The following is an 18,073-nucleotide window of genomic DNA, read 5'->3' on the forward strand; positions in this document are numbered from 1 at the left end:
GCTACCCCGGTCATAAGCCCAGCCTCCCGCTGGGCTTATTGTTTTGAAACGTGATAATCTAGTTCAACTTTTTTACAATTCGAATCACCCCAATGAAAAGCGCTTTACTCTATTTAGGCAAAGCCGTGCTCTTTGGCTTAGTGATGGCCGCCGTGTTTCTTCTCGCGCAAAACTACCTGGGTAACGACCATGGCAACCTGTTCCGGGATCGTGGCAATGGTGGCAGCGAACTTTCTTTTGCCAAGGCGGTCAGACGTGCCGCACCCGCGGTCGCCAACATATACAACATCAGCATAGATCAGCGCCAACCGCTCAACAGTGGCGCACTCCAGGGGCTTGGCTCGGGGGTGATCATCAGCAAGGAAGGCTACATACTCACCAACTACCACGTTATCAAGAAGGCAGATGAAATTGTCATCGCCCTGCAGGATGGCCGGCGTTTCAGCGCCGAAGTGGTTGGCTCGGATCCGGAAACAGACCTGAGCGTACTCAAAATTGAAGGGGATAAGCTGCCTGTGGTGCCACTTAACCTCACCACCCCGCCCCAGGTAGGTGACGTGGTGCTGGCCATCGGCAATCCCTATAACCTGGGTCAAACCATTACCCAGGGCATTATCAGTGCCACAGGTCGTAACGGTTTGAGCTCCGGTTATCAGGACTTCCTGCAGACCGATGCGGCCATTAACGCGGGCAACTCGGGTGGTGCCCTGATAGATACCAATGGCGATGTGATAGGCATCAACACCGCCGCCTACCAGATAGGTGATGAAGGCGGTGGACACGGCATCAGCTTTGCGATTCCCATCCGCCTCGCCTACTCCATCATGGGTAAACTCATCGAACACGGCCGGGTGATCCGCGGTGCCCTTGGGATTTCCGGCGAGGCGCTGACACCCTTTATGGCGCAGGTGCTAAAAATGCAGGAAGTTCGCGGCGTACTGGTGACAGGCGTGGATCGCAACGGACCGGCAGCCGATGCCCAGATGCAACCCAGGGATGTGATTATTGAATATGGCGGTGAAAGTGTGGTCAGTGCTGAAATGCTGATGGACCGCATTGCAGAAACCAAACCCGGTACCGAAGTGCAGATGACCATCATTCGCCAGGGCAAGGCTTACACCTTACCCGTGATTATCGGCGAGAAGGCAACCGAGTATAACTAACCGCAGAATACTTGACCTCAGGCAAAAATCCCGGCCACTGGCCGGGATTTTTATTTAATCAATACATGGACATTCACACTCAGACTTGGAGGCATTGCCTGAGCTCAAGGCTCCTTTGAAGGGCTGGCAACATCCACTAACCTTACCCAGAAAGCCATTTCCAGACACACACCCAGCGCCAGCAACACCATGGATGGCAGCGTGGCACCGGCAAGATAGCTCAGCAGCGCCGCAACCAATAAAAGTGCCGGTACCGCCCACCTTGCGATTTTCATCATTTCCCTGACTCCGACCAAAAACAAATATGCAACCATCATATAACAAAAAACCGCCGGTCAAGGCGGTTTTTATTGCTTAGAGATGCAGTTTACTTCACCCGAACGACCTTGCCACCGAGGCCTTCGAACTTGGTCTCAATGTGTTCGTAGCCACGGTCGAGGTGATAGATACGGTCCACCAGCGTAGTACCGTCGGCCATCAAACCAGCAATCACCAGGCTCGCAGAGGCACGCAAATCGGTGGCCATGACCTGGGCACCGCTCAAGCGCTCAACACCGTGTACTATGCAGGTGTGACCTTCCAGCTCCATGTTGGCGCCCATACGCATCAGCTCAGGCACGTGCATAAAGCGGTTTTCGAAGATAGTCTCTGTGATTGTGCCAGTACCTTCGGCCAAACAGTTGAGCACACAAAACTGAGCCTGCATGTCGGTGGGAAACGCCGGATAAGGTGCGGTTTTGATGTTTACCGCTTTGGGGCGCTTTCCATGCATGTCCAGCTCAATCCAATCGTCGCCGGTGTTGATTTCGGCGCCGGCATCTTCGAGCTTGGCGAGCACTGACTCCAGAGAAGATGGGTCGGCATTTTCGCAGCGGATGCGACCACGGGTCACGGCGGCGGCCACCAGGAAAGTACCGGTTTCGATACGATCCGGCATCACGCGGTAATCACATCCATTCAAACGCTCAACGCCGGTAATTTTCAACGTGGCGGTGCCTATACCGCTGATTTGAGCGCCCATGGCAACCAGACAATTGGCAAGGTCGATAACCTCAGGCTCTCGGGCCGCGTTTTCAATCACGGTGACGCCATCAGCCAGCGCTGCAGCCATGAGCAAGTTTTCGGTAGCACCTACGCTTACCATATCCATAAAGATATGGGCGCCCTTGAGACGACCGTCTACCCGGGCCTTGATATAACCTTCCTTCACCTCGATTTTGGCACCCATCTGCTCCAGGCCGTGCAGGTGCAGGTTTACGGGGCGGGCACCAATGGCGCAGCCACCCGGCAGAGACACATCAGCAGTGCCGAAGCGGGCGAGCAGAGGTCCCAAAATCAAAATTGAAGCGCGCATGGTTTTCACCAACTCGTAAGGCGCAACGAAATGATCGATACGCGACGAATCAATGGTGATGCGATCGCCATCCTGAGTGACTTCAGCCCCCAGGCAACGCAGCAGCTTACAGCTGGTATCCACGTCGCGCAGGCTTGGTACATTGGTCAATACAAATGGGGACTCGGCCAGTACCCCTGCCATCAAAATGGGCAGCGCGGCATTTTTGGCACCGGAAATAACCACAGTCCCGGCAAGAGGACCGCCGGACTGAATAGAAAGCTTATCCACGATATCTCTCTTGCTTAGAGCGGCATGTTGAAGATTTTTTCACGCTTCCATTGGGTTGGCGTGAAAGTTTTGATGCTGAGTGCATGCAGGGCACCACTGGTGATGTGATCCATCAGGGGTGCGTATATGGCCTGCTGTTGTTTGATGCGGCTCATACCGTCAAAACACTCACCTACCGCCACGACCTGATAGTGGCTGCCATCGGAAGTCACATGCACTTCCTCGAGACCCAAAGCCTGGGTCAAAATCTCTTCAATCTGTTTGCAATCCATGAATGAACTGAACCTTAGTTGCGCTAGGCTTCTTCCACGAAGAAGGCTTCTAAATCATAAAGGGCGATGAGTTTACCAAGCTGAGGCGATGGAGACATCAGGGTAATACTCTGGCCACGGCTATGGGCACGTTGCCATAATTCCAGCAAAAATGCGACACCGGCACTGTCACTGTAGGACAATTGCCGCAAATCCAAACAGGATGTGTCGGCTGGCACTAAAGTGGCTACCTCCGGCCACAGCTGTTTGACGACAGCCGCATCCAATCGACCGGCCACCGACAGCGTGTTCCCTTGCGGGGTCAGGGTAATCAATTGGCGGCCGCCTTGGTGCCCTTGGTCACAGACGTGGCGGCCTTTTCGTTGAGCATGACTATCACCTGCTCTATGCCTTTCTGGCGAATCAGCCCCGTGATTTCCGACTGTTTCGACTGCAGCAGGCTCACGCCTTCTGCCACCAGGTCGAAGGCTTTCCAGCTGTCGTCTTTGAGGCGACGAGCTTTGAACAGCAGTTTGATTGGTGGACGGCCCGACTCAATGATGCGCACGTTCACGTCCACAATCTTTTCGTCTTTGAAGTCCACTGCCGGGGCATATTCCACCGTTTGATTGGTGTACTCGGTAAACGCCTGGGCATAGGTAGTCACCAGATAACCTTCAAAGGCCTCAACAAAGCGGTTACGTTCGTCCTCGCTGGTCTCTTTCAGATACTGTCCCAGTACCTTGTAAGAAGCATATTTGTAATCCACGTAGGGCATCAACTCTTCGCGCACTATCACCTTGAGGTGATTGGCATCGGCATCGATTTTGGCCTTATCGGCATGAAATCGCTTGAAGGTTTTATCAGCCACAACCTGGATCATGTTGTAGGGGTTTTTACTGTCCACGGTTTCAGCCTGAACCTGAATACAAAAGAGGCTGACAATTAACGTGAGTACTGCTCTAAACATCGTGATTCTCCCGATTAATCCTTGGAACCCATGCTGTAAAGGAATTGCCCTATCAGATCTTCCAATACCAGCGCCGACTTGGTATCAGCAATCCGGTCTCCGTCTTTCAACATGGCAATATCGTCATCGACAAACCCTGGGGTTAAGCCCAGGAATTGCTCACCCAGCAAGCCGGATGTGAGGATAGACAGGCTGCTGGTTTCCGGAAAATTGCGATAGCGGCCGTCCATGGACAGACTGACCACAGCAACCAGCCGCTCGGGGTCGAGTTCAATCTTACTGACCCGCCCCACGACCACACCGCCAACCTTCACCGGCGAACGCACCTTCAGACCGCCCACATTGGCAAATCTGGCATAGAGGGTGTAGCTGCTGTTTCCCGCCTGCACCTCAACATTAGCCACCTTAAAGACCAACACCAAAAAGGCGGCGATGCCCGCAAGCAGGAACAAACCAACCCAAATCTCAACTTTCCGTGACAACATGCTAAAGTTTCACTCCTTGCAGCAAGCTGAACGCCTGGCATTAGCCAAACATGAGGGCGGTCAGCAAAAAATCCAATGCCAGTACGGCAAGACTCGATTGCACCACGGTAGAAGTAGTGGCCTTACTTATCCCTTCCGGGTTGGGCACCACTTCGTAACCGCGGTACAGAGCAATCCAGGTCACCACTACGGCAAACACCAGGCTTTTAATCAAACAGTTTACTATGTCCTGACGCCACTCAACCGACGCCTGTAAAATCGACCAGAAGGCGCCATTGTCGATGCCTTTCCACTCTACGCCCACGATATGACCGCCCCAAATACCCACAGCGGTAAACATCAGCGCCAACAGCGGCATACTGATAACACCGGCCCAGAATCGGGGAGCGATAATTTGCCGCAGCGGATCAACGGCCATCATTTCAAGGCTTGAGAGCTGCTCTGTGCTCTTCATCAGGCCAATCTCAGCAGTCAGCGCCGACCCTGCCCTTCCGGCAAACAGCAATGCTGTGACCACAGGCCCCAGCTCCCGCAGCAAACTCAGCGCCACCATAGGGCCCAGACTTTCTTCGGTACCAAAATCCACCAGAATGGTATAACCCTGCAGCGCCAATACCATGCCGATAAAGAGGCCTGACACCAGAATAATGATCAGCGACTGCACACCGACCACATAAAGCTGCTTTACCAGCAGCGGAAAACCTTTTTGGGGTTTGGGGACGGAAAAGATGGCGCCCCACAACATCACGCCCGCCCGGCCCATGCCGGCCACCTGATTTATGGCGCCACGCCCCAGGCGTGCAACTGCATCAATTAGCGCCACCGGTTAACTCCTTCATATAATCGTTGGCAGGATAATGAAAAGGCACAGGACCATCGGGTTCGCCGCCGATAAACTGCCGCAATCTGGGGTCATGGGATGACTTAAGCTGTGCCGGAGTGCCTTGAGCGATAATGCGCTTTTCCGCAATCACATAGACATAGTCAGCAATACCCAGCACCTCACCCACGTCGTGGGACACCACCACCGATGTCAGATTCAAGGCATCTGACAGTTCACGGATAAGCTTGACCAGTACCCCCATGGAAATGGGATCCTGTCCGGCAAAGGGCTCGTCATACATCACCATTTCCGGCTCGAGGGCAATGGCACGGGCCAAGGCAACACGTCTCTGCATACCGCCGGACAGTTCGCTCGGCATCAACATGGCCGCGCCCCTGAGGCCGACGGCTTCGAGTTTCATCAGCACGATGCGTCGAATAATGGCTTCATCAAGCCCCGAATGTTCACGCAGCGCGAAGGCGATATTGTCAAACACGTTCATGTCGGTGAACAGCGCACCGCTTTGAAACAACATGCTCATACGTTTACGCAGTTCAAAGAGTTCACTTCGGCTGATGTCGTGAATATTCACCCCGTCGAAGAGGACCTCACCGTGATCCGGTACCAATTGCCCGGCAATGAGTTTCAACAAGGTGGTTTTGCCAATACCGCTGGGGCCCATGATGGCAGTGACCTTGCCCTTGGGAATCGACAGACTGATATCTTCATAGATGACACGTTCGCCGCGGCTGAAACCCAAATTACGGACTTCGACCAATACGTCGGACTCATGATTCATTGTGGATCCCTGCGCTTGAGATGAAGTGACATTCGGCCATCCTGGCACCAGATTGAAGAGGGCAAATTGTACGGAATTGCCGGGATTGCGACAACCGCTTACACACTTACAGCCCCGGATACTTTTAATTTGCCCGATTTCCAGCGAAAATGCGCCTTGGTATTCATGGATTTTGTCAATAAATGTTACTCAACATCTTAATGCTTGTTGCAGGTCTGGCGGTTTTGGTATGGAGCGCCGACAAATTTGTTTACGGTGCCGCAGCCTTCGCCCGTAATCTGGGCCTGCCCCCTATGCTCATTGGTCTGACGATTGTTGCCATGGGCAGTTCCGCCCCTGAAATGTTTGTGGCCGCCACTGCGTCTATGGATGGCATGCGCGATACCGCCGTGGGCAACGTGCTTGGCTCCAATGTCGCCAACATCACCCTGATTTTGGGCTTGACCGCCATGATAGGCGCCATCGCCGTCAGCTCTCAAACCCTCAAGCGGGAAATTCCCATGATGCTGGCCGCCACGGCGCTGGCAGGTTATTTTCTCCATGATGGCTTCCTCACCCGCACCGAAGGTTGGGTCCTTATGGGAGCCTTTTTACTGCTGATGCTGTATCTCATCTGGCATGCGCTGACCAACAAGGACCCGGACCCGCTGGCCGCTGAAGCCGATGAAGAGATCCCAAGAGATGTGCCTACTTCCAAGGCCCTGATTTGGCTGGTTGTCGGCATAATACTTTTGCCGCTCTCTGCCGATTGGATGGTGGATGGCGCCGTGGGCATCGCCAAATACTATGGCCTGTCGGATCTGGTTATTGGTCTCACCATTATTGCCGTGGGCACCAGTCTGCCTGAGCTTGCCGCCTGTGTGGCCAGCGCACTGAAGAAAGAAGATGACCTGGCAATAGGCAATATTGTCGGCTCCAACATGTTTAACATCCTGGCTGTTCTCGCTCTGCCCGGCATCATCGCCCCCGGCGTAGTCGATGCACAGGCTGTCAGCCGTGACTTTTACATGGTAATGGCCACCAGCATCGCACTGGCGCTCTTTGTGCTTTTGAGCGGCAAAGATCGCGAACTCAAACGCTGGCACGGCGGTTTATTCCTTGTGGTATTTATCGGTTATCAGTTCGTGCTGTTCCAGGCACACTGACCCTGATCTGTCGGTTTAATCCGGCACAGACAGAGAGACAGATATGGTAGACAGAAAACAACTGCGCCAATGGGGCAGCAAGGTTATCGATATCGAAAAAGCTGCACTGGACAACCTGTACCAGTTTGTCGACAGTGATGCCTTTGCCGACGCCTGCGAGCTTATCCTGCGCTGCACTGGCAAGGTTATCGTGATGGGTATGGGTAAATCCGGCCACATTGGCAACAAGATTTCCGCTACTCTGGCAAGCACAGGTACGCCGGCGTTTTTTGTTCATCCGGGGGAAGCGAGCCACGGTGATTTGGGCGTGCTCAGTGACAACGACATAGTGCTGGCCATCTCCAACTCCGGTGAGTCCAGTGAGATCCTCACCCTGATGCCAGTGATTAAACGCCGTGGTATTCCTATCATCTCCATGACTGGCAAGCCTGAGTCCACCATGGCCAAGCATTCCCTTTTGCACCTGTGTATCAAGGTGCCGGAAGAAGCCTGTCCCCTGGGGCTTGCCCCGACCTCATCCACCACAGCAACCCTGGTGATGGGTGATGCCCTGGCGGTCGCGCTGCTGCAGGCCAAAGGCTTTACCAAGGACGACTTTGCCATGTCACATCCCGGTGGTGCCCTGGGCCGCAAGTTACTGCTGCACGTCAGTGATGTCATGCATAAAGGAGACGAGCTGCCACTGGTACAGGATGATATCTGCATTACCGATGCCCTCTATGAAATCTCCAAGAAAGGCTTGGGAATGACGGCTATTGTGAACGCTTCTGGTGCCCTGGAAGGCATCTTTACCGACGGTGACCTGCGCCGGGTGATTGATGCGCAAATTAACCTGCGTCAAACCAGTATTGCCGATGTGATGACCCGCAACTGCATTACCATTGGTGAGCACATACTGGCTGCCGAAGCACTTAAACTGATGGACGAAAAAAATATCAACGGCCTGATTGTGATTGACGCCGAGCGACGCCCAATCGGCGCGCTCAACATGCTGGATATGGTTAAAGCAGGGGTGATCTGATGCGCGAAGGACTCTACGGCCCCATTGATGATGCCATCTGGAACAAGGCCAAAGATATCAAGCTGCTCATTTGCGACGTAGATGGGGTCTTTTCCGACGGCCGTATTTACCTTGGCAATCAAGGGGAAGAACTTAAGGCATTTCATACCCGTGACGGCTATGGCGTCAAAGCCCTTCAGGGTGCTGGTATCGCGGTAGCGGTGATCACCGGGCGCAAATCCCAGATTGTGGAAAACCGCATGACGGCACTCGGGGTCGCCCATATCTATCAGGGCGTCGATAACAAGTTCGTGCCCTATGAAGAGTTACTTGGCCTCTACGGAGTCAATGGGGCCGAAGTGGCATACATTGGTGATGATATGGTGGATTTGCCTGTGATGAAGGCGGTGGGACTCGGCGTATGCGTCGCGGATGGCCACCCCTTTGTTCGCCAACACGCCGACATGGTCACTACGCTGCCCGGTGGGCATGGTGCCCTCAGAGAACTTGCCGATCTCCTACTGATGAGCCAGGGTAAGTTCGATTCGGCCCACGGGATGAGCGTATGAATCGGGTCACACTCGCCATCATTTTGCTGTTCGGCACCGCCCTGACGCTTTACTGGCAGGTGCAAAGCAAAAAGGCCAGTCAACCTCAGCTCACTGACAGTGTGCAAAAACCTGATTACGTGGCAACCGACCTTCGCAGCATCAGCTACAACGCCGAGGGAAAATTAGAAAGCCGCGTCAGTGCCGCCTACATGGAACACTTCGATGGCGATGCACAAACCCTGTTTACCCAACCTGTCTACACCCTGTTCCCTGAAGATGGTCAGGGTGAATGGCGCCTCACCGCCAAAACCGGCAGACTGGACAAGGCCAGTGACAAAGTCATGCTCGAAGACGAAGTACTGATCGAAGCTCTGACCATAGACGAGCCTTTGCAGCAGCTCAATACCAGTTATCTGGAGTTGGATCTCAAGACGATGATCCTCACCTCCGACAAAGAAATTATAATCAGCGGCAATAACTTCCACTTGAGCGGCCATGGTCTCTATGCTGATCTCAATGCCAAAGAAGTTAAGCTCTTAAGCAAGATTAAGGGAACCTATGAACCTAAATAAGTCGCTCATTCTGGTGCTGCTTTGCACCTGCAGCGCTGTGGCTTTGGCCAACACCAAGTTTGATTTGAGCCAGGAAGTCAAAATTGCCGCAGCCAACAGTTATGCCGATCTGAAAAACAAGCGCATTGTATACGAAGGCCCGGTGACCCTGACCCAGGGCAGCCTGGTGCTTAAGGCGGGTGAACTGAGCTCTTTCACCGACGAGAAAAGCGGTAAACGCATTCTGCTCGCCAAGGGTAACCCTGCCACTTACAGTCAGCAGGTGGAAGATGGCCGCACAGTGCATGCCAGTGCTACGGAAATCAGCTACAACATCGACAGCCGTGTAATGAGCCTCAAAGGCAACGCCAAGGTCGAGCAGGATGGCAGCCAGGTGAGCGCCGACTCCATCGTTTACGATATCGAAAAGCAGCAGCTCACGTCCCAAAGCAGCGGTAAAAAAGACGACCGGGTTATCACCATCATCAAGCCCGAAAATTACCAGCAGGATCTGCAGGATAAAGTTAAGACAGAGCAACCCCAGCAAGAGAAGCAGCAATGACCCAACTGACCCTGAAGGCCAGTAACCTCGCCAAGAGTTACAAAAACCGCCAGGTTGTCAAAAACGTCAGCCTCACCGTCAATACCGGCCAGGTGGTCGGCTTGTTGGGCCCCAATGGTGCCGGTAAAACCACCACCTTTTATATGGTGGTGGGTCTGGTACAGAGTGACAAGGGCAGCATACACATCAATGATGATGACCTGACGCTGGATCCCATGCATCTGCGGGCACGCAAGGGCATTGGCTATCTGCCACAGGAAGCCAGCATCTTTCGCAAGCTGTCGGTGCGCGACAACATCATGGCCGTGTTGCAGATGCGTAAAGAGCTGAACACCGATGAGCGTGAAGAGGCCTTGGAGCAACTGCTGGAAGAGTTTCACATCACCCACATTCGTGACAATCTGGGCATGTCACTCTCAGGTGGCGAACGTCGCCGGGTCGAGATAGCCCGGGCGCTCGCCGCAAACCCCAGATTTATCCTGTTGGATGAACCTTTTGCCGGGGTAGACCCCATTTCCGTTATCGACATCAAAAAGATCATCGAGCAATTGAAGAATCGTGGCCTTGGTGTGCTTATCACCGACCACAACGTGAGAGAAACCCTCGATGTGTGCGAAAAAGCCTATATCGTCAGCCATGGCGATTTGATTGCCGAAGGCACTCCTGCCGAAATCCTCGACAATCAGCAGGTGCGTGCAGTGTACTTGGGTGAGCAATTCAGGCTATAGTTAATTAACAAAGCCCCCTTCTCATATCCGGATAATCAGGGTGGTAAATCACCGGATAACCTGATAGAAAAGCTTTCTACCTGAATAATTTAGTGAAGGATTCGCAGTACAATGAAAGCGTCGCTCCAGCTAAAACTGGGACAACAACTCACAATGACGCCACAGTTGCAGCAGGCCATTCGTCTGCTTCAACTCTCTTCGCTTGAACTGCAACAGGAAATTCAGCAAGCCCTCGACGCCAACCCACTGTTGGAGCTGGACGACGAACTGGGCAGCGATCAGTTTGATGCCGACGGCGGCGATAAAGAATTTGATGACCAGTTCAGCCAGGAGTCCGTCTCAAACGACACCACGGACAGTGCCTCGCTGGAAACCTCAGACGCCATCAATCAGCAGTCCATGCCGGACGAGCTCCCGATGGATACCACCTGGGATGAAGTCTTTACGGCTGCCCCCGTGTCTGGCCCCGGGATCCGTGGCGAAGATGATATGCCGTTTCAGGGCGAAACCAGCGAAGGCCTCTACGAACATCTCGAATGGCAAAAAAATCTCACCCCTTTTTCCGATACCGATCTGGCCATTGCCACTGCCATCATAGATGCCATCGATGACAAAGGTTACTTGACCCAAAGCCTGGAGGAAATTCTCGAGGCCGTGGGCGATGACGAAGTGGAGCTTGACGAAGTTGAGGCCGTGCTCAAACGCATTCAACACTTCGACCCAATCGGGGTGGCTGCCCGTGATTTGGCAGAGTGCCTGCTCATTCAACTTGGGCAGTTTCCGGCGGATACCCCCCACCTGGACAACGCCAAGCTGCTTATCCGTGACCATTTGGACTTGATTGCCAACCGCGACTTCCGCACCCTGATGCGAAAAACACGCCTCAAGGAAGAAGAACTCAGAGACGCAATCGTCCTTATTCAGGGGCTGAATCCCCGTCCCGGTGAGTCGGTGACCAGCACCAAGGACGAGTATGTTATTCCGGATGTCTCGGTCAGTAAAAAAAATGGCCGTTGGGTTGTAGAGCTTAATCCCGATTGTATGCCTAAACTGAGTGTGAACCAGCAATATGCCGCCATGGCGCGCACCAGTCGCAACCAGGCTGACAGCCAGTTTATCCGCGGGCATTTGCAAGAGGCCAAGTGGTTTATCAAGAGCCTGGAGAGCCGCAACGACACCCTGCTGAAAGTCGCCAATTGCATAGTGCAGTTCCAGCAGGGCTTTTTTGAGTATGGTGAAGAAGCCATGAAACCCATGGTGCTCAACGATATCGCCGAAGCGGTAGAGATGCACGAATCCACCATCTCACGGGTCACTACCCAAAAATACATGCATACCCCAAGGGGTATCTTTGAACTCAAGTATTTTTTCTCCAGCCACGTCGGGACCGAAGATGGCGGAGAATGCTCATCTACTGCCATCCGCGCCTTTATCAAGAAACTGGTGGCAGCAGAAAATCAGAAGAAACCATTGAGCGACAGCAAAATGGCGGAACTTCTGGCAGAACAAGGAATCAACGTTGCTAGACGCACCATCGCCAAATACCGAGAGGCGATGTTGATCCCACCGTCAAACCAACGTAAGAGTTTATAACCCACCCAAGGTCTTTGGAGGAAAGTGTCTATGCAAATCAATCTGACTGGGCATCATATCGAAATCACTGATTCACTGCGTAACTACGTAGAGAGCAAGTTCTCCAAGCTTGAACGTCATTTCGAACAGATCAATAATGTCCACGTTGTTCTCAATGTTCAGAAATTGCAGCAAATCGCAGAAGCCAAGCTTCACCTCAACGGTGGCGAGGTATTCGCCACTTCAGAACATGAAGACATGTACGCCGCCATTGACGCCCTAATTGATAAATTGGACCGTCAGGTTATTAAACACAAAGAGAAACTGACCAAACATTAACGATGGAACTAAGTACCATCCTGGCGCCGGAGTGCACTAGCTGTGCCACTCCGGGCAGCAAGAAAAAGGTGCTGGAGCTGATTAGCGATCTCGCTGCTGCCCAGAATCCCTCCCTCTCGTCTCAAGAGATATTCGAAAGCCTGCTGGCCCGTGAAAAAATGGGTAGCACAGGTATTGGTAATGGTATTGCCATTCCCCATGGACGCCTTGGCACTATAGATAAGCCCTTAGCTGTGCTGATCAAGTGTGAAGAAGCCATTGGTTATGACGCCATTGACAAGCAACCTGTGGACATTCTGTTTGCCTTGCTGGTGCCGTCGGACCAGTGTCAGCAACATCTCAGCACCCTGGCCGCTATGGCCGAAAAGCTGAATGACAAGCAGATCCTCAAGCAGCTGCGTAAAAGCCACGATGAAAAGGAACTTTACCAGGTAATCATCGGATGAAACTCGTTATAGTCTCCGGGCGCTCTGGCTCCGGAAAGTCGGTAGCCCTCAGGGTACTGGAAGACTTGGGCTACTACTGCGTCGATAATTTGCCATTACAGCTGATTGGGCCCTTGCTTGCCCAGCTTAAGGGTAATAACGACAAGGTCGCCATCAGCATCGATATCCGCAATATGCCGGAGCAGGAAAAGGCCCTCGAAAAAGAGCTGGCAAGGCTCCCCGAAGGCGTCGAACTCACCAGCTTTTTCCTCAATTCCAGCGACAAGGTGCTGCTCAAACGCTACAGTGAAACCCGCCGTTTGCACCCCCTGTCCCGCAGCAAGGTCTCATTGCAGGAAGCTATCAAGCTCGAAGGCAAAATGCTGGCGCCCATTTCCAATATGGTCGACCACTTCATCGATACCTCCAATCTGAATGTCTATGAACTGGCTGATGCTGTCAGGCAGATACTACTTGGTCGCACAGACAAAGAGCTGGTGATCATCTTCGAATCCTTTGGTTTCAAGCACGGCATGCCCACAGAAGCAGACTTCATGTTTGATGCCCGCTTCTTGCCCAATCCCCATTGGGAACCCGAGCTGAGGCCCCTCACTGGCCTCGATGAGCCGGTTAAGCTGTTTTTGGAACGTCAGGTGCTGGTCAACAAGTACATCTGGCAAATCGAAAACCTGCTGGAAACCTGGTTGCCCCACCTGGAGCGTAACAATCGCAGCTACCTCACCATTGCCATTGGCTGCACCGGTGGTCAACACCGTTCTGTGTATATTGCCGAGCAGCTTGCCAAGCGCTTCGCCAACTCTCACCACAAGGTTGAGGCCCGCCATCGGGAACTGAATGCCAAAGCTTGAACGTGACGTCACCATAGTCAATAAACTGGGCCTGCATGCCCGCGCTGCCACCAAGCTGGCGGTATTGGCGTCGGAATTCAAGGCCAGCGTGACGCTGGTTCAGGGCGCCAAACAGGCTTCGGCCGCCAGCGTGCTGGGTCTCCTGATGCTCGAATCCGGAATGGGCAAAACCATCCATATTATCGCCGAAGGGGAAGACGCCGAGCAGGCCATGGATGCCGTGTGTAACCTTATCAACGCCCGCTTCGACGAAGACTGCTGACCCGGCTTCACTTCGTCCATCCCATTAAATTTGCTAATATATCCCCCAATTCATCTCTTGGGGGAAAGCGATGGCTGTCGAACTTCTGGATAACGAGCAAACCGAGCTGTTGCTGAATCAGCTCAATGAGGCCCTGGGCAGCGGTATGTTTGTGCATGTGCGCCAGATGCTGCTGAACATGGCCGCATCCGATATCGCACTGGTGCTCGAATCCTCTCCTCCCCGTACCCGTCAGGTATTGTGGCAACTTATCGACCCCGAGCTTGCCGGTGAGGTCCTCGAAGAGCTCGGCGAAGAGATGAAAGACAAGTTTATCCGCCAGATGAGCCCCGAGCGCCTCGCCCGCGCTGCCGCAGGCCTGGACACCGACGATCTGGCCTACATACTGCGCTCCCTGCCCGACAGCCTCTACAAGCAGGTGCTGCAATCCATGTCGATTCAAGACCGCAGTCGCGCCGAGCAGGCACTCTCCTACCCGGAAGAAACCGCCGGCGGCATCATGAATACCGACACTGTGACCATACGCCCCGACGTGAATGTGGATGTGATACTGCGCTACCTGCGCCAGCTCGGCTCGCTGCCCGAGGCCACCGATATGCTCTATGTGGTAGACAGACACGATGTGCTGCTCGGGGCGGTAAAGCTCACCGCCTTGCTCACCTGCAGCCCCTCCACACCCATTCGTGAGCTTATCGATGCCGACATTGAGGGGATTCCCGCGACCATGTCGGATACCGAGGCTGCGGCCCTGTTTGAGCGCCACGACTGGGTGTCAGCGCCCGTGATAGACGCAGAGGGCAAGCTGCTGGGGCGAATCACCATCGACGATGTGGTGGATGTCATCCGGGAAGATGCCGAACACTCAATGATGGGGATGGCCGGTATGGACGACGATGAAGACACCTTTGGTCCCGTCCTCAAAAGCAGTTTCCGGCGCTCATTGTGGCTCACTGTTAATCTGTTCGCCGCCCTGCTGGCTGCGTCGGTCAGCAACCTGTTTGAATCGACCCTGGAGCAGTTCGCCACCATCGCCATCCTGATGACCATAGTGCCCAGCATGGGTGGCGTGGCCGGCAATCAGACCCTGGCATTGGTGATTAGGGGTATGGCGCTGGGCCACATAGGCCAGAGTAACTCCCGCTGGCTTATCGGCAAGGAGCTTGCCATCGGTTTTCTCAACGGCCTGCTTTGGTCAGTTCTGGTGTTTGTCGCTATCTGGCTGTGGAAAGGGGATCTGGCCCTGGGGGCACTGATAGGTGGGGCCATGTTGATCAATATGACGGTGGCAGGACTCGCCGGTGCCAGCATTCCCTTGCTGCTTAAACGATTGAAAATAGACCCGGCATTGGCCGGTGGTATGGTGCTGACCACTGTCACCGACGTGATAGGGCTGTTTGCCTTTCTGGGCCTGGCGACGGCATTTTTAATGCGTTGAAGTGTCACTGGGCAGTGGGGTGTACTCCATGGCTTGCTGGCAATCACACCAGCACACCTGAGGCTGCAGCGCCAGGGTGAGCACTGAGATACACTCCTTCTCGGTCACCACCAAAAACTCCCGCGGAGCATGATGGCTGCTGGCCATAAAGCCACTTCGCAGGCTTTCCTGCTCCAGCCAGCCCCCTTCAGACACCTCATACAACCAACCGTTGGACAGGCTCAGCTCTGCCCAGTACTCAAGCAGATCGCCCTCATCCAACATTCTGAATCCCAATAATTTTTCAAATGTCAGCTCACAGCATTGGCCTTCGATATTGAGCGAAAGCTTCAAGGCGTGATCCTGGTATTGCAACGACAGCAAGCGTACATTGTCACCAAGACGCTCAACCGCCATTGCGACTCCACGAGGATGACCCATAGCGCCGGACTCCTGGATAAAAAGTTACTTTTCATTTAAATGATTTATTTTTTATCTTGCAAGTCCGGCAACACAATCAGCGTGGTGGGGCAAACCCATAATCGCCAAGAATGGCCTGTCCGGCCGGTGACAAAATGTAGTCGGCGAGCGGCCTTGCGCGCTCATCTATTACCAAAAGCCCATAATCTGCCCCCACGGCCAGGTTTTCCGGTAAATGCACCAGTTGCAGCTCGGCGTACTCTTTGCGGGCAAGACGACCATTGGTGCAGTAGGTCAGGAAGATATCCGCCTGACGGGTCTTCATCACATGGGCATAGGGATTGACGCCCTTGGGCGGTTTGGCGCTGTTTGGTCCTCCCGTGAGCTGCAGTGCCTTGGTTTTGAGCCTTGTCTCGGCGCCAGGCTCAATCGTTTCGGCCAACTCGAAGACCCGAAACGCGTAGTCGCCTGAGGGGTCTGCCTTGGGCGTGGAAGTCCCCACACGCACGTCCGCTGACAACATGCGCTCCAGCAGGGTGGCCGGGGTCAACACAATCTCGGGCTGCGCCAGCGCACAAAGCTGGTTACGGGCAAACGCTTGTACCTTGTCTCCCATACCTTTTGCCTGCAGGGTTTGCGGGTGTTTCATATTGGCTGAGGCGAACAGGTCAACGTTTTCACCGGACTCGATACGCTCCCGAAGCAGTCCGGAAGGACCAAACTGGGCCACAACAGCCTGCCCCATGTCTTTCTCAAAGGCCTGCACTATGTCGCCCATGGCGGCTTTGAGGCTGCCGGCGGCACGAAGTTCCAGAGGTTCCGCGGCCATGACACTGCCGATGGAAACCAGTATGGATATGAGCAGTATGGATTTTTTCATTTTCTTCCGTGATATAGGTGAGGAGGAAGGCCAGGGTGGCCTTCGCAGAGCTGATAACAGACGCTCAAGCAAACCCCAGTAGCGCTTCACTGGCAAGGAGAAGGATCACAGCCTGTGACCTATCAAACTTTGGGTTGACCCTGTACGCATGGGAAGATACCAATAAAAAAAGGAGACAGAGCCTCCCTTTTTAATTATTCGCTTACCGTATTAGCCAATAGGCGTGAGGATAATTTCTACGCGGCGGTTTTGGGCACGGCCCTCTGCGGTGGCGTTAGACGCGATGGGGCTGGCCTCGCCCATGCCCTGAGTGGATACACGCGCGGCAGCAACCCCCTTGCTCAGCAGGTAATTGCCCACTTCCGAAGCCCGTACCTGAGACAGACGCAGGTTGTAGCTGTCTGCGCCACTTGAATCGGTATAACCCAGTACATTCAAACGGGTCTTGCTGTACTCTTTCGCCACCAGAGCAACCGAGTCCAATACCTGCATGGCGCGTGGGCTCAGATCAGTCTTGTCCACGGCAAAGGTCACGTCGTTTGGCATATTCAGAATGATGTTGTCACCATTGCGGGTCACGCTGACGCCGCTGGCCTGCAGCTGCTGACGCAGTTTGGTTTCCTGCACATCCATGTAATAACCGATACCGCCACCGACTGCCGCTCCCGATGCAGCGCCAATCAGCGCACCTTTACCGCGGTCGCTCTTACTGGAAGAGGCTACGCCCACGGCAGCACCTGCAACAGCACCTATGATGGCGCCAGTGGTGGCATTGGCAGTTTGCTGTTCATTGGTATAGGGGTTCACTGTGCTGCAACCAGTGCCCATAGCAGCCAGGGCAAATACGCCAGTCAGGGTAAGAATTGCTTTCTTGTTCATGGAAATACCTCTTGTCATTTTTGTGGCCAGTATAACGACTGCAAGATGACAGGCAACTGAACGCCGTGCGATTGCCCAATGCTTATACGCTCTACCTCCACCGGGCACCAACTTGGGGCAATTTGCCCCCAAATCAGGCAAATCCACCCTCGATGCTGACATAAATAAATCATAAATATTTGATATTAATACCATTAGCAAATTGACATCAAAGTTGCATACCTCTTTGTGGGTGTTGAATAAAGGAGTCGAACATGAAGTACCTGACATCTGTATTTAACCACTTGAAATCAGAGTGGCACTACATTGGGTCTGCTGGCGTCAGTCAGTGGGAATTAGGACGAGAGGTCAAATTCAGGAG

General features: G+C 53.7%; 24 protein-coding genes. 13 read left to right on the plus strand and 11 right to left on the minus strand.

Annotation, left to right across the window (positions count from 1 at the left end):
- The first annotated feature begins 92 nt into the window (after window positions 1-92).
- Window positions 93-1,163, plus strand: a complete 1,071-nt coding sequence (degS, locus tag SAMA_RS16040) for an outer membrane-stress sensor serine endopeptidase DegS (RefSeq protein WP_011761181.1) — start codon at window positions 93-95, stop codon at window positions 1,161-1,163.
- A 104-nt stretch (window positions 1,164-1,267) separates the two neighbouring features.
- Here the strand turns inward: degS and SAMA_RS19535 are convergent, their stop codons facing one another.
- From SAMA_RS19535 to mlaF, 8 genes are all read right to left on the minus strand, one after another.
- Complete coding sequence (locus SAMA_RS19535; RefSeq protein WP_157608356.1) at window positions 1,268-1,441, minus strand: hypothetical protein; 174 nt, start codon at window positions 1,439-1,441, stop codon at window positions 1,268-1,270.
- An 89-nt stretch (window positions 1,442-1,530) separates the two neighbouring features.
- The gene (gene murA, locus SAMA_RS16045) at window positions 1,531-2,787 is read right to left on the minus strand and encodes a UDP-N-acetylglucosamine 1-carboxyvinyltransferase (protein ID WP_011761182.1); all 1,257 of its coding nucleotides are present in this window, start codon (window positions 2,785-2,787) and stop codon (window positions 1,531-1,533) included.
- Between the two features lie 14 nt (window positions 2,788-2,801).
- Complete coding sequence (locus tag SAMA_RS16050) at window positions 2,802-3,059, minus strand: BolA family protein (protein ID WP_011761183.1); 258 nt, start codon at window positions 3,057-3,059, stop codon at window positions 2,802-2,804.
- A gap of 23 nt (window positions 3,060-3,082) precedes the next feature.
- The gene (locus SAMA_RS16055; protein ID WP_011761184.1) at window positions 3,083-3,373 is read right to left on the minus strand and encodes an STAS domain-containing protein; all 291 of its coding nucleotides are present in this window, start codon (window positions 3,371-3,373) and stop codon (window positions 3,083-3,085) included.
- A complete protein-coding gene (locus SAMA_RS16060; protein WP_011761185.1) occupies window positions 3,370-4,008 on the minus strand; it encodes an MlaC/ttg2D family ABC transporter substrate-binding protein in 639 nt (212 codons plus the stop codon). Before SAMA_RS16060 ends, SAMA_RS16055 begins: the two co-directional genes overlap by 4 nt.
- 14 nt (window positions 4,009-4,022) lie before the next feature.
- Complete coding sequence (mlaD, locus tag SAMA_RS16065; RefSeq protein WP_011761186.1) at window positions 4,023-4,493, minus strand: outer membrane lipid asymmetry maintenance protein MlaD; 471 nt, start codon at window positions 4,491-4,493, stop codon at window positions 4,023-4,025.
- Between the two features lie 40 nt (window positions 4,494-4,533).
- Window positions 4,534-5,316: a lipid asymmetry maintenance ABC transporter permease subunit MlaE gene (gene mlaE, locus SAMA_RS16070; RefSeq protein ID WP_011761187.1), complete on the minus strand. Its 783-nt coding sequence runs from the start codon at window positions 5,314-5,316 to the stop codon at window positions 4,534-4,536.
- Window positions 5,303-6,115: a phospholipid ABC transporter ATP-binding protein MlaF gene (gene mlaF / locus SAMA_RS16075; protein ID WP_011761188.1), complete on the minus strand. Its 813-nt coding sequence runs from the start codon at window positions 6,113-6,115 to the stop codon at window positions 5,303-5,305. Before mlaF ends, mlaE begins: the two co-directional genes overlap by 14 nt.
- A 182-nt stretch (window positions 6,116-6,297) precedes the next feature.
- On the opposite strand from mlaF, the gene SAMA_RS16080 reads away from it, so the two are divergent.
- The 12 genes from SAMA_RS16080 (at window position 6,298) to mgtE (ending at window position 15,554) form a co-directional block, all read left to right on the plus strand.
- Complete coding sequence (locus tag SAMA_RS16080) at window positions 6,298-7,260, plus strand: calcium/sodium antiporter (protein ID WP_011761189.1); 963 nt, start codon at window positions 6,298-6,300, stop codon at window positions 7,258-7,260.
- A gap of 43 nt (window positions 7,261-7,303) precedes the next feature.
- Complete coding sequence (locus SAMA_RS16085; RefSeq protein ID WP_011761190.1) at window positions 7,304-8,281, plus strand: KpsF/GutQ family sugar-phosphate isomerase; 978 nt, start codon at window positions 7,304-7,306, stop codon at window positions 8,279-8,281.
- Window positions 8,281-8,829 carry a 3-deoxy-manno-octulosonate-8-phosphatase KdsC gene (gene kdsC, locus SAMA_RS16090; RefSeq protein ID WP_011761191.1) on the plus strand — a complete coding sequence of 183 codons (549 nt, stop codon included), beginning with the start codon at window positions 8,281-8,283 and terminating at the stop codon, window positions 8,827-8,829. Before SAMA_RS16085 ends, kdsC begins: the two co-directional genes overlap by 1 nt.
- Window positions 8,826-9,383 (plus strand): LPS export ABC transporter periplasmic protein LptC, encoded by a 558-nt coding sequence (lptC, locus tag SAMA_RS16095; protein WP_011761192.1) that lies wholly within the window; start codon window positions 8,826-8,828, stop codon window positions 9,381-9,383. The genes kdsC and lptC overlap by 4 nt, the downstream gene beginning before the upstream one ends.
- Entirely contained in the window at window positions 9,370-9,924 is a 555-nt protein-coding gene (gene lptA / locus SAMA_RS16100) for a lipopolysaccharide transport periplasmic protein LptA (protein WP_011761193.1), read from the plus strand. The genes lptC and lptA overlap by 14 nt, the downstream gene beginning before the upstream one ends.
- Window positions 9,921-10,652 carry an LPS export ABC transporter ATP-binding protein gene (lptB, locus tag SAMA_RS16105; protein ID WP_011761194.1) on the plus strand — a complete coding sequence of 244 codons (732 nt, stop codon included), beginning with the start codon at window positions 9,921-9,923 and terminating at the stop codon, window positions 10,650-10,652. The genes lptA and lptB overlap by 4 nt, the downstream gene beginning before the upstream one ends.
- Window positions 10,653-10,763: 111 nt before the next feature.
- Entirely contained in the window at window positions 10,764-12,245 is a 1,482-nt protein-coding gene (locus SAMA_RS16110) for an RNA polymerase factor sigma-54 (RefSeq protein WP_011761195.1), read from the plus strand.
- A 30-nt stretch (window positions 12,246-12,275) separates the two neighbouring features.
- Entirely contained in the window at window positions 12,276-12,563 is a 288-nt protein-coding gene (gene hpf / locus SAMA_RS16115) for a ribosome hibernation promoting factor (RefSeq protein WP_011761196.1), read from the plus strand.
- Window positions 12,564-12,565: 2 nt separating this feature from the next.
- On the plus strand, window positions 12,566-13,009 hold the full coding sequence (ptsN, locus tag SAMA_RS16120) for a PTS IIA-like nitrogen regulatory protein PtsN (RefSeq protein ID WP_011761197.1): 444 nt from the start codon (window positions 12,566-12,568) through the stop codon (window positions 13,007-13,009).
- Window positions 13,006-13,857, plus strand: coding sequence for an RNase adapter RapZ (gene rapZ / locus SAMA_RS16125; protein ID WP_011761198.1), 852 nt, complete (start codon window positions 13,006-13,008; stop codon window positions 13,855-13,857). The genes ptsN and rapZ overlap by 4 nt, the downstream gene beginning before the upstream one ends.
- Entirely contained in the window at window positions 13,844-14,119 is a 276-nt protein-coding gene (locus SAMA_RS16130; protein WP_011761199.1) for an HPr family phosphocarrier protein, read from the plus strand. The genes rapZ and SAMA_RS16130 overlap by 14 nt, the downstream gene beginning before the upstream one ends.
- 70 nt (window positions 14,120-14,189) lie before the next feature.
- Window positions 14,190-15,554 carry a magnesium transporter gene (mgtE, locus tag SAMA_RS16135; protein WP_011761200.1) on the plus strand — a complete coding sequence of 455 codons (1,365 nt, stop codon included), beginning with the start codon at window positions 14,190-14,192 and terminating at the stop codon, window positions 15,552-15,554.
- Here the strand turns inward: mgtE and SAMA_RS19220 are convergent.
- From SAMA_RS19220 to SAMA_RS16150, 3 genes are all read right to left on the minus strand, one after another.
- Entirely contained in the window at window positions 15,543-15,974 is a 432-nt protein-coding gene (locus SAMA_RS19220; protein WP_157608357.1) for a hypothetical protein, read from the minus strand. The two genes, mgtE and SAMA_RS19220, sit on opposite strands and share 12 nt — an antisense overlap.
- Before the next feature lie 76 nt (window positions 15,975-16,050).
- Window positions 16,051-16,833, minus strand: a complete 783-nt coding sequence (locus SAMA_RS16145; protein ID WP_041409911.1) for a molybdate ABC transporter substrate-binding protein — start codon at window positions 16,831-16,833, stop codon at window positions 16,051-16,053.
- Window positions 16,834-17,043: 210 nt separating this feature from the next.
- A complete protein-coding gene (locus SAMA_RS16150; RefSeq protein WP_011761203.1) occupies window positions 17,044-17,712 on the minus strand; it encodes an OmpA family protein in 669 nt (222 codons plus the stop codon).
- Between the last annotated feature and the right edge of the window lie 361 nt (window positions 17,713-18,073).

The sequence above is a fragment of the Shewanella amazonensis SB2B genome, assembly GCF_000015245.1.
Taxonomy (GTDB): domain Bacteria; phylum Pseudomonadota; class Gammaproteobacteria; order Enterobacterales; family Shewanellaceae; genus Shewanella; species Shewanella amazonensis.